At 37.6% G+C, this 17,684-nt stretch carries 10 protein-coding genes and 1 pseudogene; 6 read left to right on the forward strand and 5 right to left on the reverse strand.

Annotation, left to right across the window (positions count from 1 at the left end):
- Positions 1 to 852: 852 nt before the first annotated feature.
- Together BCU91_RS02790 and BCU91_RS02795 are read left to right on the forward strand one after the other, a co-directional pair.
- A complete protein-coding gene (locus BCU91_RS02790) occupies positions 853 to 2,652 on the forward strand; it encodes a hypothetical protein (protein WP_102530853.1) in 1,800 nt (599 codons plus the stop codon).
- Between the two features lie 91 nt (positions 2,653 to 2,743).
- Positions 2,744 to 3,475, forward strand: coding sequence for an NYN domain-containing protein (locus BCU91_RS02795; RefSeq protein ID WP_102530854.1), 732 nt, complete (start codon positions 2,744 to 2,746; stop codon positions 3,473 to 3,475).
- Positions 3,476 to 3,784: 309 nt separating this feature from the next.
- Here the strand turns inward: BCU91_RS02795 and BCU91_RS02800 are convergent, their stop codons facing one another.
- The 5 genes and pseudogenes from BCU91_RS02800 to BCU91_RS02820 all read right to left on the reverse strand — a co-directional run bounded on the left by BCU91_RS02800 (position 3,785) and on the right by BCU91_RS02820 (position 10,998).
- Positions 3,785 to 6,799: a site-specific integrase gene (locus tag BCU91_RS02800; RefSeq protein ID WP_102530855.1), complete on the reverse strand. Its 3,015-nt coding sequence runs from the start codon at positions 6,797 to 6,799 to the stop codon at positions 3,785 to 3,787.
- A complete protein-coding gene (locus BCU91_RS02805; protein WP_102530856.1) occupies positions 6,792 to 8,693 on the reverse strand; it encodes a hypothetical protein in 1,902 nt (633 codons plus the stop codon). Before BCU91_RS02805 ends, BCU91_RS02800 begins: the two co-directional genes overlap by 8 nt.
- A gap of 307 nt (positions 8,694 to 9,000) precedes the next feature.
- Positions 9,001 to 9,576 (reverse strand): hypothetical protein, encoded by a 576-nt coding sequence (locus tag BCU91_RS02810; RefSeq protein ID WP_102530857.1) that lies wholly within the window; start codon positions 9,574 to 9,576, stop codon positions 9,001 to 9,003.
- A gap of 123 nt (positions 9,577 to 9,699) precedes the next feature.
- Positions 9,700 to 10,329 (reverse strand): annotated as a pseudogene (locus BCU91_RS02815) (transposase); the annotation flags it as partial.
- A gap of 192 nt (positions 10,330 to 10,521) precedes the next feature.
- Positions 10,522 to 10,998 carry a hypothetical protein gene (locus BCU91_RS02820; RefSeq protein ID WP_102530858.1) on the reverse strand — a complete coding sequence of 159 codons (477 nt, stop codon included), beginning with the start codon at positions 10,996 to 10,998 and terminating at the stop codon, positions 10,522 to 10,524.
- Positions 10,999 to 11,627: 629 nt separating this feature from the next.
- Between BCU91_RS02820 and BCU91_RS02825 the strand changes: the two genes are divergently transcribed.
- The 4 genes from BCU91_RS02825 to BCU91_RS02840 all read left to right on the forward strand — a co-directional run bounded on the left by BCU91_RS02825 (position 11,628) and on the right by BCU91_RS02840 (position 17,160).
- The gene (locus BCU91_RS02825) at positions 11,628 to 12,698 is read left to right on the forward strand and encodes a hypothetical protein (protein ID WP_102530859.1); all 1,071 of its coding nucleotides are present in this window, start codon (positions 11,628 to 11,630) and stop codon (positions 12,696 to 12,698) included.
- A 14-nt stretch (positions 12,699 to 12,712) separates the two neighbouring features.
- Positions 12,713 to 14,050 carry a hypothetical protein gene (locus tag BCU91_RS02830; protein ID WP_102530860.1) on the forward strand — a complete coding sequence of 446 codons (1,338 nt, stop codon included), beginning with the start codon at positions 12,713 to 12,715 and terminating at the stop codon, positions 14,048 to 14,050.
- Entirely contained in the window at positions 14,038 to 15,804 is a 1,767-nt protein-coding gene (locus BCU91_RS02835; protein WP_102530861.1) for an Hsp70 family protein, read from the forward strand. The genes BCU91_RS02830 and BCU91_RS02835 overlap by 13 nt, the downstream gene beginning before the upstream one ends.
- Before the next feature lie 213 nt (positions 15,805 to 16,017).
- The gene (locus BCU91_RS02840; protein ID WP_102530862.1) at positions 16,018 to 17,160 is read left to right on the forward strand and encodes a PD-(D/E)XK nuclease family protein; all 1,143 of its coding nucleotides are present in this window, start codon (positions 16,018 to 16,020) and stop codon (positions 17,158 to 17,160) included.
- Positions 17,161 to 17,684: the final 524 nt, after the last annotated feature.

Consider the following 17,684-nt stretch of genomic DNA (forward strand, 5'->3'; position numbering starts at 1 on the left):
ATGGTGGCGTGAAAATAACACTGTGTCGATTGCACGTACATAGCTATAACTCACTTGTGGTGGCGTGAAAATAACATTGTGTCGATTTCATGAACATTTTATTGCTAGTTTGATGTGCTCGTGAAATTAATACATAAATGAATATGATGCAGCAAAGCATAGTTTTGTAAGCTGTCTTTATATAAAACTATTGTTCGAAGAGAAAATTGGATAATTGATAAAATGTGTTGTCTCAGATTTGGTCTTACCTCTTTCTTGAGCATGAATAGAGTACGTAGTATACCGACTTGCAGCCATGCTTTTGTTGCTCTGGTAGTTTATATCGGTGATATTCCTGACCAAAATTAAGGTAGTCCTTAAATACTCGCTATAAACTTTAATTAGTAAAACCAGTCATTCAAAATTACCCTAGTTTTGAATTAATTACGTTGGCTAGCAAATATGTGTCCAAAAACGTGTTGTGTTAAAACCTAGTTCGACTTTAGTGCTGTATGCTAGCTAAAGCCAACTTAGCGGTAACAGTAATTATCATGGTGTTGATTCACTCCCCAAATTTCATACTGTAGTGACATAGTGGTTTGGCCACCTAGCTAAGGGGGATATCATCATCTCATGAAATTTTGCTCAGATTTTTTATGTTTGGGTAAGATAATGTTTGACGAACGGTATATTGATCAAGTAGATTAAAAACTAGGGCTAGAGCTTACCTGCGGTTTGTAATGTACTTCTTACAAAACAAAACTCTATATCAATGTCCATAACCTTCGCGATATTCATTGATTGAAACCTTTTTTATTAGCCAGAAGTGCACCAAGAAATTGGGGCTAATAATCTATTAATAGGTTTTAAAAAATGCCAAAAAACAACATCCCAGTAACACTGCTCCCTCTTGATAAGTTTCACATTATTCCTTTGGATGGCTTAGCACCAGAAAGCTTAAAGCGTTCATCAAAAAAGGCAATGCATGATAGAGAAGCAATTCCTCATACAACCAAACTCAATGCTATTTCGAAAAAGCTAGGGTTTCTCGGTGGTTTTGCTTTTTATGAGCAAGAGTACAAGAATGAACTTTTGCCCTTTATGGCAAGAAATAACCTTAATATACGAGTTAACCTGCTAGAACATAGTATTCCTGGAAATTATAATCCCTGTAAATCATTCACCCATCAGCAAGTTTCAGAACGTCTTTTCTTCACAGACCAAAAATTACCTCAAAAGTTATTTACTGGTCACAACTTTGATTTCTCTCGCACTTTTGATTGGCATAACATGGATATTCAAGAGCTTGTAAGCCGTGATAAGGATCTGTATCACGTCATCTGCAGGAATGACCATGTGAAACGTGAGGCTAATGATGACTTTTCTTTTGTTAAGTTATCTCAAAAACAACAAGAGTTTTTGAATCTAGATATATTCACTGAACTGAAGCCGATAATTAGTGGAAAAAAGAGAACTGTTCGGATTATTGATTTAATTCTGTTGCAAAATAGGATGGAAGGCTATGTCACCGCTGTTTATCATTTGTTAGGAAATAACTTAACCGATCTCACAGATGAACTTCCAGAAATGCAGCTATATAACTCTGGAAATAATGAAGGGTTTAAAGTTGTCTCTGACGAGGCACTTTATGTAAAAAAATTGCTTAATATTCTGTTTCAGAAAGGGGAGGAAGGTTGGGTAAATGTAATCCCATTTAATGATCACCTTATCTTCCTTTCTGATGGCAAAGGTAATTATGATTTTGTCATAAAAAATCAGAGAGATCGTAAATTCGAACATCAAATTTATGGTGAATACCTTAAGCGCGCTGACATGCCTAGTTGTATTGATACATATCGGTTCAAGCGATGGTTTTACTTCGAGTATCAAGGTAATAGAGATTTAGATTCTCATGAATCTGAGAAACTATTTTATGAAAAAGGTAATTTGAGTGCCAATTACCCTGGAACTGAGGAGATATTAAGGCAATATTATGAAACTAAAGGAATTTATATACCTCATTTGAAAAACTCTAGCGAAATACTGAAAGGTTTTCAGGAAGTTTCAGTAGCAGGCAAAAAACTGATGGTATCAGAGCTTAAAACTATTGATGACCTATATTACTTTCTAGCTAGTAATCAGGATTTTGCAAGGTCTAGGAAAGGAGATGCTATTAAGCCTGTGAACAGTGATGAAGATAGAGCCTTACCTGCATCCCTTTCTTATTATGATGTTTTGGCTTATATCAATTGGCAAGAAAATGAAACTGGAGTGCCTCTGCGTTTACTTAAAGCTGATGAGTATTTGGATCTTAGGGAAGGCGGTTATTCAAGAGGGTTCAGTTATGAGGAAAGATCAGATTTACGTTTCTATGACTTGAAAGGGAACATGTATGACGGCAGTCCGGATTATATGGACGACAAAATTTTTGATGCTTTACCAGTTAAATACCCTGTAAATTTTGTAAGCTTTTCATACAAAGCCCTAAGCTTCGTTGATTCTAATTACTTTGCTGAGTGGTTGCACGAGGGCACTTCAATTCGCTCGGCTAGCTTAACTTCTTTTTATGGTGATAAACATATTCTTCGCTCTTCAGGTCCTCTATACAGTACTGGAAAATATAAGTACCTAAAAACAGGGTTTAGACTGTGTTATGAGTTAACTCATCATTAAGGGAAGAAAGGCAACAGTTTTGTTGCCTTATTTTCAAAATGAGTGCTCAGCTTTCTTGTCGTAAAATGTAATATTTATTTAAGTGAGTCTTATGAAAGATAAAGAAAAAATAGCTCTTTTTATCGATGCTGACAATGCACCAGCTGCCAAAATTGATGTGATCTTGTCAGAGCTGGCAAAGTACGGTGTAGTGAACATACGCAAGGCTTATGGTAACTGGAAGAGTCCTAATATCAAGCCTTGGGAAGATGTATTGCATGAATATGCTATACAGCCAATCCAGCAGTTCGATCTAACCAAAGGTAAGAATGCCACTGATATAGCACTGGTCATCGATGCTATGGATACCCTATATACCAAAGATGTAGATATTATATGTCTGGTGTCATCCGATTGTGATTTCACCCCCCTAGTAACAAGAGCTCTTGCTGATGGGAAATTCTTGATAGGGTTTGGTGAGCGTAAGGCTCCAAGTGCATTCGTCAATAGTTGTTCCCGTTTTTTGTATCTGGACGGATATGAACAGGGTGACGAAGAGCTACCTAAGCCTGTAAAAAATATTAAAAGTGATACTAAACTCATGAACCTTTTAAGGCAGGCTATTGAAGCCGTAGAAGAGGATGATGGTTGGGCGATGCTGGGCCCTATTGGTAAGCATATTTCTAATCAAGCATCTTTTGATCAGCGAAACTACGGTTATAAAAAATTGAGCGAGCTTTTTGCAGCTATAGATTTGTTTGAATCGAAAGTGACACATGGCTCAGTGATTTGGATACGTGATATTAAGAGATCGAAGCAGCAAACTAAGAAGCTGTCATCATGAGAGCTCATGATAATCATTATGCTCATACTTGAACGCAATATAGTGGCATTAGCCTAAGCTCCCTTGATTCACCCTGTTGAGCCAGTTTTGCGCCTGTCGTGAAGTGGCTGTAACTTACGGTTATCGTGAAGTTTAGCCAGTCTAAGTAGTGAAATATATTGGTTTACCATTGGTTTGCCAACTTAATGATAATAACAATAATCATTATCATTAAGTTGCCCTGATATAAGCATGATACTGTAATGTTGACCACACTGTTACGCTTAGCTCCTTGAAATTCTGGGGTATTAAATATTCTAATCCGCTTAACTATTTTCTCATCATTATCCCCATCATATGAATTAGAAAAATAATGGTATTTGAAGAGTATTTTTTTTGCTTCCTTGCTTTCATTATTTCTTTCTCATCAGAATGCCTAAGCTCCAACCACACAGCGCCTTTTCCCTGACGCCCTTTATGGGATGATAGCTTACTCGTTTGAGTTTGAATGCCGCGATAAGCACTTTCCCATCGTGGTCGCATAGGGCTTTGATTTATTGAAAGAGTTTGTATACGCCACTTACTTTTAGGTATGGCAAAAGAGAATGTTTCAATAAAATGTTCTAACTCTTTAGGCGTTGAAAAGTAGATACCCGATTTACTGCTATTTTTATTATTTAAAGCGTAATCAAGCGCCCATTTGATGTTTTGTGTATCGAATGGGTATTGCTGCCTAACTTTTGTGATGATTAAAGAAAGCCACTTTAATTCAGACGTTGATTTAGGCATAGAAGGGATTAATGTATGAGCGGTACTTTTAGTTTGCAACCTTGGGTTGTCATAGTTGGTCATTAATGCCATTAATTCAGTAGCATTTTTGTGCCACCTCTTTATATTGCTTGGTTCAATATGATACTTAAAAGCTAACTCGATAGGATCTAAACCTTGCTCAATTTGTTTTAAAATATTGTAGCAAGTATCAATATTAACAATGGTTTTACGGTTAGGTTCTGGCTGAATAGTGGTTAATTGGTTTGGCTTGCGAGCCTGAATAGGGGCAATGTTTAATTTTTTTATGGTGTAATCAAGGAAGTTTGAAACAGTCCAATGATCATTCATGCCATTTAATTTAGCCTGCTGACTTAAGTCCCTACGTGAACCAAGCCCTAAGTTGAGCAACTTTTTTTGGGTCACCTTTAGCTCCATTGTCATCAAGTTAGAGTACAGTACTAAATCACAAAAATGGAAGTAATGATTAAAACAGGTTTCAGGAGATGAATGTCCATCAAATGCAGCAATCGCATAGTATTTATTACGTTGAGTTTTACCCGCTAAGATATCAGTTATCTTCTGGATTTGCTTGGCTGAATAAGGGACTACTTCTGGATGTTTAGTACTGCTTTCACCTAATTCAAAAATTAACTGCAATCGTGATAATGCACTATGCCTTAAGTGGTGGAATACCAAGTTATCTATGCCTGAAAGTTGCCTTAGTGCGGTGGTGGTGAAGTTGGATAACAGAAATTTATCTATTGGTTTATTTATATCTTGGCCAATGGTAAAGGCTAAACGAGTATCTGGTGCAGTTGACTGCTCTTGTCTGGCGATTTGTAGTGACTCGTCGATAATCTCTTTTTCATGTTCAAGTAATAAAGCGTTAAGCGGCACTTTTCGAAGGGATGACGCGCTTTTGTTATCAGAAAACTTATTGCTTCTTATTTCGATCCAACCCTCTTGAGAGTTTTCTATGTCTTTAAATCTAAGCTTGATGGCTTCGCTAATCCTCAATCCGCAGCGATACGAAATAATTAATAAACTTTTTAAGGTCGCCTTATTTTTAAAGTCTAAATCATTTATCTCATCAACAGTATCCAGTAATTCCTTAAATAGTGTTTCATCAACAAAACCGGCGTTAGTATGAAGCTTATGTTTTGACCCTTTTTGAATGGGTTCTAGTAGCAGAGGAAATTCAAATTTTTGAACATTAAAGGCATGGAAATCACTCAACCGGCCAGCAAGTTGAGTTTTGGCTGGTAAGCCTTTGGTGAGCCCAATCAGTTCATTGTATAGGTCTTGAAAATCTTGCTCATCCGCGTTTGATAGATCAATTGATTCTGTTTTATAAAGCCACTTTCTTGATAGGGTGGAGTGATAGGTACGTATGGTTGATGGCTTACATGTTTTTAGTTTATGGATATACCATTTTATTAGCACTTCCTGAGCAATTGATAGTTTAAGTGTGCTTTCTAGTGTGTTTAAATTTTGCTTTAACGATTTTGATGTCAGCTTTTTATTACCTGTTTCTTTTAAGGTCTGGGATAGTGTCTGAAAGAATTTTGAATATGGCAAAGCAGGTTTTGTATTACGTAACCCTTGAGGTTCGATGCTCCTAAGTGGACTATAAAAGTTAAGTTTTGGGTGAATTGCAATAGGTGTTGTAACTAACCTCGCTAAATTGTCTTTAGGTAGACTATAAGCTTTGTTTCTTCCCATTGCATATTCAAGCATTGCTTGATTTATTCTGACATTAGGTAAAAATTGTATGACAGATATTGCTGATTTGACTAACCCTTTTAGGTTGGTAGGGAGAAGCTCTTTGTCTTGATACTCATCTATAAGCAAAGCATGAATAGTTTTATTGTCTGTGGGTGCTTGCCAGTGAGTATGTGGGTTATGCTTTTTTAGCTGTAGAAAGTGCCTAATGCAGCTAATTGTGAGTGGAGATAAATACCAGATGAACTCTGTTGTTTTACATTCTTCGGTTGTAACATTTGTATGGTAACCATTCTCATCAATTATTAGGCTGACAAAGGGTAAATTATTGATAGTTGAAATATTGAGCCGGGTGTTTAATTGCGCAGATAAGGCTCTTATTAAATGATGATTAAGGCAACCTGAGTGGCAAATAATTGAAAAGATAATAGACCGATAAGCTTCAGCAATACTATCGGAATAGCCATTTAAAGATAGCTCTGTAAACCAGCGGTTATAGAGGTTTTGAAATACTAGCCCATCTCGTATTAATGCCTGAGAGTGTATCGTTTTTTCAGCTTTTTGCGTTACGATAACAGACGGCATGGCTACGTTGATATTGTCAGACTCTGCTCGTTTAGTTACGACTGAATTACATCGATTAAAACCTGATTTTAGATCTCTTATTGAAGTAAATACTTTTGGTAAATCATCAATTAGTTGCTCCCACTTAAGGTTGAAATCCTGAAGTGGGGGAAATGCAGCACCACTTGGAAAGTGTTTTTCAACAAGTTTATCTGCCTTAATCTTTAGATTACGTCGATGGCGCTCTCTGTCTTTATTACGTTTTTCTACACCAATGGATTTAGACAAAGTTGATAGCCCCACAATTTACAGAGGCCAATTTTTTGTTTATATAGTCGCTAATGATACTTAAGTCATTGATGGAGTATGAACAAAACCGTGTAAATGCTGGTTCATTTAACTCAGCGTGTCCCATCCAAGCTGCGATTAATTCTGGGTTTATTTCCTCACGAACAAGTAACGACCTAATATAGTGGCGATGCCAATTCAATGGTAGAGGAAGTACACGATCAAAGTGGTCAGTCATTGTTTTAGGCGTTACCTCTTCTATTTCGTTATCAGTGATAAAGAAAAACAAATGCGCCTCGCCAGTGATTGCATGATCATAGCGTTGTGAAAGTGCTATTTTTCGGTTCATAAACTCAACTTTCCCAGCTTTCAAGTATTGCTTGTAGTGCTCTAAAATACTAACCGCAATCTCAGGGATTTTGATCACTCTACCTGATATGTCCTGATGCATTTCTTTATCAGAGATCCACAAGGTTAGATTTAATAAATTATAATCAGTGATTTTTCCAAGCCAGCCAGTAACAGGGCGGTAGCCAGAAGATATTGCAAGAGTGAATAGCACATAGTAAGTGATGAGGTTATGTCGACTATGAGAGTAAATATCTGAAATGTGCAATATATTTTGTTCTATGGTGTTAAAGAATTTAGCCAGAATTTCATCGTCTATAACAAGCGGGCTCCCAATCGCTTTGTTTTTCTCATGCTCTATTGAATAGTCAAACTTCAGTTTATTTGCTGATTTGCTTGAAAGCTTCTCTAAGAACTTTAAAAAACGCTGGTATGTTTCGTTTACTGTTTGTTCTGCTAAGTGGGTATATGAAAGCGCTGGGGTTACATCAGCTGTTTGACCTTGAATTAATGCGATAATGGTTGGATCTATCGATTCTTGTTTTAGCTTTTGAGCCAAGTAGTTCGAGATCTTTTGCAGGCTTAAACTTGTTCTATGCTGCTTGTTGATGTGCTTTAGTAGAGTGGATATTTTATCTAATGTTGATTGCTCTAAATCATTCAATAAATGAGTTTTGATATCGTTTGGTAATTGAATAACAAGCAGTGTATGAATCGGAGATATTAATTTGATTATGCGTTTACGTTGAGGTTGGGTTGGTAGTATATGTTCAAATTCTAGCGTGTTTTTTGAGTGGTTGTAATCCCGCTGGCTAACACATTGCAATGATGTACCTAATGTCAAAGATGCTAAAATAAAGGAACGTGTTTTTTCACAAACTTTACGAGCATCCATACAATATTTTAGTAATGTACTAATTTCAAACTTCGTGGCTTGATATATATCACACGGTAGACGCATGTTGGTTTTTAGCAATCTATTACTTGTCGCTTTAGCGCTTAACTTTTGTACAGCATACCCATTTTCACTTGGCTTTTTCATTGATATTAGAAGAGCTGTTCTTTTCTGCTCCGATGCAGATTCCTCCATTGCCCAGCCTTCGTCACTAGATTTTACTTGTTTGAATTCGGTAACAGTATCACCGCTATCATCTTCTATTGAAGTGCTAATAAGCCTTGTCGACTGCACTCCAGGCTCTCGAAGCATGGTATTGCGTATAATGCCATTATTATTGGTATGGCTATCATTGTACGGGACATAAATATTAGAAATTTGTCTTCCTACTCTAGAGCTGCTCCATTTTTCAAGTTTTTGCTTTCTTTTAGCGTCTAGAATTTCTAATAACTTGTTCATTTCGAGAGTAATGACATCGGGAAGGTCATTAGATAGCTCATATCTTTTACCTAAGGACCATTGCCTCATTTCATTACAAACTGATTTGATCGCAGATTCATGCCGGCCCATCATGTAGAGCTTTGCACAAACTAACAAAGTTAAGGCCTTATATTGTTTAAATTGTTGGTGCTCTTGAGATGGGGAGTGCATGATGCTCGCAATAAAAGCTGAAAAATAATGCTGTTCGAGCTGTTTATTCCTTTTTAATGACTGATATAGACTTGTGAGCTTTTGATAATGTATTTCAGGCGTGGTTGGTGACGTTGTTGTTTTTAGCTTTGCGATTTCTCTTATCGTAGATAGTTCTGGAAACTCTTGCTGATATTGCTCACTTAAGATTCCAATCAGGTTGATGATCTCATCAGCAATACAGCTGTGATAATCAATTAACTTTTCTGGAAATGCGTTATTTAAGGCATTTTTGATTGTTTCAGCATCGAACCTTGAAGGTTGAGAGTTAATAGTGATTCACCTCTTCAATCACTTGTTCAAAAATAGAGATTGGATTTCCTTGTTGAGGCTGATTGTGACGAGACTTTTGCTTTGCAATGGTGTCTTTCGTTTTTCCAGTCATATCAGCTAATAAAACTTCGCTTAAATGAGACTTAAAATACAATATATTTGATACTGAACTCGGAATTCTTTCGTTAATATTTGTATGAATTAAATCCAAGTATTCGCTTGATACTGAGTTTAACAGACAGTTAGATATTACGGCCTTCCATGCAAATAATTCAATTTCACTTTTAGTGATATCTTTGTGGATAAGGATGGTAGCAGTTGCACGGTTTAGGTTATTTAAGTCGAAAATTCTTGATTCAAAACCTGAAAAAATATGAAGTTCGGTTTCAATTACGATCCCTCGCAAAATAGCCCCCTCATTCAAAATATCTACATTGAATAAGTCTTTTCTAATGGCATCAGAAAATAGAAACTCCAGTGATTTAACAAACTCAAATGCTGAATTAGCAGCTGGATGAATTTTGATTGATTTTATCTTTCTAGCTTCTTTTGGGGATAATAATGAAACCATATTAAACCAACTTCATTTAAACCATATGATATATATACAAAATAAAGGATGCTGATTTAAAAGTAAATATAGCTAATGTTACACTTTGATACTGTTATCTGAGTCTGAGGGATCCCCACGAATTTAATAGGATGCTTGTGGTTCCCTCACTAAATCCTGTAGCGTCTTAATGGCTGGCTGCCAATGCGATTTCAGCAATTTCAAACTCCTATCTTTGTAAGCTCTTAAGCCAATAAACTGGTTTGAAAGTGCATTGCGGTGCTTGATGAGTTCGCTTGATATTGCCTGTGTTTATCGGCTGGTTTGACCGCCAAACCAAGCAGGTAAAATATAAATTGTGATAAGCAGGCTATGAGCAAGAGCACGCTTAATTTATCTTGGCTCCTTGTGCCGCTATCATTCATCTTTAGGCCTGTTTTAACATCTCTAAAGCTTTCTTCTATCTGTATTCTTGTCGCATATATTTTGACGATTCTTTTAGCCGTTGCACTTGAGTTGCAAAGTGGTGCCGCTAATAGCCAGAGCCCTTTTCTCGCACTGAACTTGCACGCGACTTTTACTCCGTCTAGCCTTGTCAGCTGCAGCCACTTTATCTTTTCGACCTTTTGCATAGCGCTTAAAAATAACTAAGCGAGATTTAAAAGAGACTTTCTCACCGAGCAAGTAAACGCCAAGACTTTTGGCTCTAGCGCTTGCTTGAACATAGAGCTGCTTAACGGGATACCAGCTATCTACGGGAGACTTTTTGCAGTGTTGTAGTAGCTAACTAAAACTGGCCATTAGATTAAAGTTTACCTAGCTTACTTTTGGACAAAATCTTCTAGAGTTAATGTTAAAACCGCTCTAGTTAACATTATGATAAGTGTGGCTAAAATATGAAAGGCTAGCTGAGATTAGCCTTCAAATTAATGGCCGATTTAACTAAGCTACTACAGTATCAATATTTTATCGGTTTGCTTTGCCTGAGCCATAACTACCAGATACAAGGTGGAACAGTGCATCCTCTTTTACAAAGTATTCATTTTTCTTTTTCAGATACTTTCTATGCCTTCGTAGCCTACAATCTTTACAAATCAGAACTTTAGTACCATCAAATAACTCATGCTCTCTGCACTCCAATCTGTTTACTCGGCAATAACGACAATACGAAATTCCTTTTATGATTTTTGACCTTTTATCAAAGTTTATACTTGTCGCAGTTGGTGGCTCACTTAGCGGCTTTGTCTGTTGTTTATTATCTATTGTTTTTACTTTTTTGAGGGACTTACTAGAGTTTGTTGATTTTACTTTTTGTGGAGCGTCACTTCTTTTATGAGTTTTTTTTATTTTTGCCACTATCGATGCTAATTCACGTGATAAATCAACATGATTCTCCACAGCCCAACGGTCTAGTTTTGCTATTGAAGCTAACAATCGTTCCACATTGACTCCAATTTATGCACTTGCAATAGTAATGACCCAAAAGAGTAAACTTAGCATCGTCAGTACTACATCTTTCATCATGATGAATAGCAAACGAGGCTCTCATTTAAACAGCAAGTGGTTGGTTTATCTAAGGAGGTTATTATGACAACTAATCAATTAAATAGTGTGTAAATACCTAATTTGGGATTCGGTCGCATAAAGCATGAAATTTTGTATTTTCACCCTGCAGCTAGTTAAAACTTAGTTAATTACTTCAAGTTAAAACCAACAATAGTTGCTCCAAAGTTAACCTTGGTGGCAAAAGTTTAATAGCCGGCCGGAAGGTGCTCTTTAATTAAATCATGTTGTTTACATTGTGACATTGGTAACGCAAATTATTTCTGTAAGTCAGGGAAAGTGAGGCATAATTCAAAGACATTTAAAAATGTGGTGCTATGATGTTGGCACTTCTTTTTATATAAGAAAACCACATAATGAAACAAACAGAACAACAGCTTTTGAAAGAGCTTGAAGCCAAGATGAAATCAAAGCTCCTGATAATGAATATTACCTAGACCCCGCTGATTTCAGTGCAGAAGAGCTCGATGAAGATATACAGGTTGAACAAATTGGATGGGGTTAGCTAAATGCCTACTGTTGGTTGGATACAAGAAACAGCGATTGATCTTTATTATGAAAGAGGTTCATCATCGAGTTTCGTAGATTTGACGCCTCCAGTCTATTTGTGCCGTCACTGTGGAGTGGAGTTTAGCTCTTGTTCAGAACGTGATTGGCATGAGATTGAGCATCCAATTGCAAACCCTGTGTTACTTATAGCTGGGCGTGAAGTGCAAAGTGCTACGTTTAAGTTGTCTCATCGAGTCAGGCCTAAAGACATTGAAGCTGCTTTTGTCGAACAGTTTGTTGTTAATCACCAAAATAAATGCGATTTAAACGATTTAAGGCAGCAACTAGGTACTGCCAAACAGCAGTTTTTTCACATAGAACTCCATGGTAAAGAGACTAAAAAATCTGTAAGTGTTGATATACAAATTGCAGAACCAGGTAAGCTAGCTGAGGTTGATACTAAATTCAGGCAGTGGTTTAGTGAAGATGACTTTAGTGGGGATGCTGTAACACGATTTATTCAGGATACCGACCATTTACAGGGCTGCGTCTGGTATCGAGATGGCTTAGTAAAATATATCCAAGGTGTTATGGCCAAAGACCATCGGGCAGATCTTCTTAATTTTGAAAGTTTTTCAGCCCGATTAAATCAATCTTTTTCATTGTTGAGTGCCTACGATACCCCTCTCGCAATCTCTTTATGTCAGATGATTAAATTCATCATGAATGACTTTCGCTTACCAAGTAAGACCAGTTTTATTCCTGCATTAGATATAGCATTGAAATTCTTTAATAAAGAACTATCTATGGGGGCTTTGCAGAAATTGGATGGGCAGCTTGGTTTACCTATCGATTATGCTTCAGAGATCATTCTCAATCAGTTAGTCGGTCGTTATCAAACTTTCAGTTTTGATGAGCTCGTTAAGGAGATTAAGTTAATGAATCGTACTCACCTTTCTCTTCAAGATAAGCAGAAACTAGATTACCTTTGCTATCGTAAAGCTGAAGATGAAGCTAATCCTGAAATGGTTAAATACTATGCTCGACGTGTTAAACACGTCATTGAATTTTCCGAGCAATTCACTAATTAACGTAGAGTCAGAAAATGGTTAAAAAAAGAGAGATCCTCAGTCTGCGAAGTCAGAAAAAGCAAAGTGAGCAAGCGTTACCTGAACCAGGTTTGGGTATTAAAAGTGATAATACTCATTCTGTGGGGGTAAAAAGACCTGTTAAAGATGATCAGGTACAAGAGCCCTCAGTGAATGCAGATACTCAAAGCAAAACATCAACAAAAAGCTCTAATACCGTTAAGTCTAACCCAGTTGTAAAAGCTTCCTTTAACTCGCTAAATGAAATATTGAGCGATGTGTTTACAGTCGCAATTAAAAAAGATGGTAAGCCTAAGCCAATAAAAGTAAGCCGTGAACATGAAACTGCTTTAAAGAGACTGCAACGAGCGGAGCTTACTGACCATAAGTTTATTGATGGCTTAATCGTAAATATTGGGAAGCTTGATCCAACTTACAAACAGCTCCTGGGGTTGGTTGTACTATCTATTGGCGCTCAATCGAAGGTCAGGCGCGCACTTATTGAGTTTGCTGTATTAGCTATAAGCCGGAACTGGGTGGGGAAATACAGCGGTAGTGACAACATTTTTGTCGAGTATGCAAGCCCTACAGATATCACAAATAAAGATGTAATAGCTGTAATTTGCAGAAATATAAAAGATTATTTCGAACGACAACTCAAACAACGCAAAAATTCTGCTTTGGAGTCAGCTGATAAGACAAAGCAACCAGAGGTAAGTTTTACGATTAACAGTGCTGATCTAAAAAAGAGATCGGCAAATGTGTTAGCAATAGGCTGTTTGTGGGCGCTAGAAACGGGTAAGTGCTCTGCTGAAAAAGCTATAGCTCAGATGCAGAAGGTACTACTAGCTAACAATATGGAGCCAGTAAATGAGGAGACAACGGTTAGTTACGCTTATGCTTCCTCTATCAAGGAGCCTTCCAGTGAATTCAATACTGCTATTCGGTACTTTGAACAGAAGCTTGAAATAAGTGATGAAAGACGAAGGTATGCTGAGGATGAAACACAACATAAGGAAGGCGCTTTAACAAAAAAAATAAAAAAGATAAGTGAGTTGGAAGTAACTATTAAGGCTAAAGAATCTGAAATAAAAGCACTTGAATCTGAATTAGCAAGGTTGAAGGGCGAGTCTCATGAAAGGAAACTCTCAGAGCAGGCTACGAGAGTTCATTTAAGAGATGATGCGGGTAAAGCTAAATCGAAAGCTTACAACCTGATCACCGAAGATGTTGAGCCCGCTATGCAGTTATCTCTAAAAGCATTGATGAGAGAGAAGCCAAAAATTGAAGTTGCTGTTCATCAAATAGAATTAGCTCTTGAGAGCATTGAGGAAAGTTTACCATGGTTCAAGTAGTTGGCATCGACTTTGGCACAACAAACAGTCTTATTTCAGTTGTTACGCATGATGGGCAGGTGACCTCATTTGGTGATGGTAACAGACCTCATCCTTCTGTTGTCCGTTATGAAACAGACCAGATTATTTGTGGTAGAAAAGCAAAAGATAAGCTTGAAGAAGCAGGAGTTGGTGTTCTGGGTAATACTGTTCGCGGCCCCAAGAAGTTGCTTAAACAAACTGCGATTAATGTTGATGGAAGAATTGTTAATCCAGTAGACGTGGTTACCGATTTAGTTCGCTACTTAAGAGATGATGCTCTTAATAATGATAATGCAGAGGTTGCTGATTTAACTCGTGCCGTGGTGACAATTCCTGTCGATATGGATGGCCAAGGAAGAGTCGCTTTAAGAGAAGCTCTATTGAATGCCGGTATTTATATTGAAACTTTCGTGCATGAACCGCTAGCTGCACTCTATGCATACTTTAAAGACCAAGAAGATACAGAAGATGCCTTGCGCCGTTTTGAGGGAAGGATGGTTTTAGTATTCGATTGGGGTGGCGGGACTCTTGATTTAACCCTTTGCAAGGTGACTGATGGCTCACTTGTTCAAATTCAGAACAAAGGTAATAACTCTGTAGGGGGCGATTACCTGGATGAGGCAATACTCTCTTTTGTGGAGAAGCAGCATGCAACACAGCATGATTGGACAGAAGATAGCCATCTAGATCGTAACCCAGATATGAAAGCTAAATTACTTGTGGCCTGTGAGAAAGCAAAGATTACCCTTTCATCTAGAGGAAAAACAAACATATTTCTACCTGACTACTACCAAGGTGACGGTGACGAGTCCGAAATTGATGTTTGGTTGACTCGAGATGATGTTGAACATGTATGTTCTCGCCTTATCCAAAAAGGGATGAGAGAGATTGACGTGCTTCTATCGCCTGAACAGGCTGATATTGATCCACAAACAATAGCACTTTGCCTAGCTACTGGCGGCATGGTCAACATGCCGACAATTAAGCGTCAACTAAATGAAGTTTTTGGTGTTGCTGCACTACACGTATCTCCAAAAGGTGATCGCATCATTTCAGAAGGAGCAGCTCGGATTGCTGCTGATAGGCTTGATATCACCCTAGCGAAACCTTTTGAGTTACTAGAGGCAAGAAATTCAGTGGTAACTTTGCTTCGAGAAGGAACCGTTTTGCCTCAACGCGGCCATTCCATCCAACAAGAGCAATCAATGTATTGCACGGATCCAAGAGATGGAACTGCTTTGATGACGTTTAAAAGGCCTGTCATGATCGGGAAAAGCGGGGCATCGGATGCACGGGTAAACTATGGCAATATTTCTGTTCCCATTAATAAGCATTTCCCTCCATTGAGCGAGAGAATTGTTGTGAAGGTTCAAATTGATGATAATTTAATTGCTCATGTTCAAGTTATAGGCACAGATTTAGGTGAAGAGGTTACTGCTGAATTCTACGAATTAGAATTTGCTCTTAATGTCACCAAACACTCTTTTACTCAAAAAAAAAATGTAAAAATTAGCTCGAATGCATCATCAGATTCAGGAGCTGTAGTGCTATCAAATGTTTCCCAAAGAGATGACTCGTGGGGCTTAGTTCCTGGAGAACTATTGAAGGAATACAACGACAAAAATCCCTTCTTGAAAAAGAAATTGTCGGAACAACAGAGAATTGAATATCTGAGATATCAACCATGTTCTGCCTGCGGTGCGAAATGGACTAGAAATTGTTGTAATCAATAGGTGTATCGACTAAACAACTTTGGGGTGAAATCGAGTTAGACGTAGTAGGAGCAGATGCAAATGTCTGAACAATTATTAGTAACCATTGAGTCTGGCAATCTGGTGTTAATGAAAGAAGTGCTTGAACAGCAAGGCTCACGATTATGATAGAAGTTCAGTGAGCGAGTTCGACTGATAACGATACCTTTAACTAAATTGCAAAGGAATGCCGCTATGAATAACAGCCTACTGGTCAACGTAAGTAAATATGCATCGAACGATAAAACGTCCCCAACAGAAAACTTCATAACAGAAGCATTTGCATGGTTATTAAGGAACGATAAAGATGTTCGTGAAGTACTAAGTGAGCTACTGAAATCGAAAGGAACCGATAAAGCTGTACCATTTGAACTGTTACCCGATTCAGGCCTCTTTGATACTCAGGTAAACTTTAATGGTGTGTACCCAGATATGCTCTGGAATTCACTTGATAAAGAGTGGAGTGTCATCTTTGAGCATAAAGTTTGGTCAGAGTTACATGACAATCAGCTCTCTAATTATCGTAAATACGCCAAAGAACAGCTAGGCAAAGAGTTTATTTTGGTGCTAATTACCGCGCATGTTGGTCAACATAGGCAGAACCCTGACATAGCGATATGTTGGCACGAGATAGCGACAGAAATTGAGTTGTTAGATAGTAATAATGAGAAGACTAAATGGATTAGAAGTGAGTTTATACAGCTAATTAAGAGCCATGGCTTAGTCGATGTATCCCCTATAAACCCACTATCTATTGCGTATTATAATGAGTCAAAAAAGCTTGATAAGCAGCTATTCAATATTAGTGAACGTTCTAAAAAACAGTCATGGCCATTACTGATTGATGAAGAATTTATAATCCCAGAAAAACGGAAGGTCTCTCAGTGGGGTCGAATAGGGTTAACATTTTCATCTTACGGTAATAGTAAAAAACCGACTTGGAAACCCGGTTTGTTTTTTGGGTTTGTTGTTGATGGTTCAGATCATTTTATCAATGACTTATTAGATGATGGACCTATAGCTGCGGTTATTCTCAGTATTAATGAAAAACGCTATCCACGTTTAAAAGATAACGGCCATTACGAGCAATGGATACAAGAGCTTAGAGCGAATATGCCTAATGGTTGGCACATTAGCGATCGAACGGAATCTACAAATAGGATTAACAAGTGGCATCCACTTATCATTTATAAAAATTTATCAGATTTTATTGGTGATGCAAATACCTTAGATAAGCAGCAGCAAACTTATTCTAATCAAATGTTTGAAATACAGAACCTTTTTAAAAGTAGCGCACAGTTCCAGTTATTTTGTGACCATATGAGGGACATCGTGTGATTATTACCGAAGATCTGCTAGATCAGCAGTGTATCAATTGGTTTATCGACCAAGGTGACCTGTAGAAAACGGTTACCACATTGCACCAGACGGCGCGTCACCTGAACGTGATGATTACCATCAGGTTGTATTAAAGCAGCGATTATTAAACCAGTTAGAGGTGATTAACCCAAACCTGCCCCATGATGCCTTACTTGATGTGGTGAACAGCGTTTACTTTGGCAAGCTTGCTTCAATCAGCTGCACTGGAAATGGTACGCGCTGTTTATAAAAGGTTGCAATAGAGACATTATGCTGTTGACTGAATTCAATATTGGTTCTGTTACATGCGCTACATATTTGTAATAGCTGCTGTCACTGTTTACTTATTCAATACGTTTTCATCACCTGCTCCGAATTTATCTTTGAACAGGTATTTTAAAATTGTCAGATTAATGATTGATGCTAAGTGTGGTTCACTTGACGGTTATAATGATATTAGTAAATACGATAATTAAATTTTATTTGGTTGTGAAGGTGGATGT

It is taken from the genome of Shewanella sp. 10N.286.52.B9 (assembly GCF_002873635.1).
Taxonomy (GTDB): Bacteria; Pseudomonadota; Gammaproteobacteria; order Enterobacterales; family Shewanellaceae; genus Shewanella.

Excerpts from the sequence above, each read along its gene's own strand:
- BCU91_RS02790 (WP_102530853.1), top strand. The coding sequence starts at position 853 with ATGCCAAAAAACAACATCCCAGTAACACTGCTCCCTCTTGATAAGTTT.
- BCU91_RS02795 (WP_102530854.1), top strand. The coding sequence starts at position 2,744 with ATGAAAGATAAAGAAAAAATAGCTCTTTTTATCGATGCTGACAATGCA.
- BCU91_RS02805 (WP_102530856.1), bottom strand. The coding sequence starts at position 8,693 with ATGCACTCCCCATCTCAAGAGCACCAACAATTTAAACAATATAAGGCC.
- BCU91_RS02810 (WP_102530857.1), bottom strand. The coding sequence starts at position 9,576 with ATGGTTTCATTATTATCCCCAAAAGAAGCTAGAAAGATAAAATCAATC.
- BCU91_RS02825 (WP_102530859.1), top strand. The coding sequence starts at position 11,628 with ATGCCTACTGTTGGTTGGATACAAGAAACAGCGATTGATCTTTATTAT.
- BCU91_RS02830 (WP_102530860.1), top strand. The coding sequence starts at position 12,713 with ATGGTTAAAAAAAGAGAGATCCTCAGTCTGCGAAGTCAGAAAAAGCAA.
- BCU91_RS02835 (WP_102530861.1), top strand. The coding sequence starts at position 14,038 with ATGGTTCAAGTAGTTGGCATCGACTTTGGCACAACAAACAGTCTTATT.
- BCU91_RS02840 (WP_102530862.1), top strand. The coding sequence starts at position 16,018 with ATGAATAACAGCCTACTGGTCAACGTAAGTAAATATGCATCGAACGAT.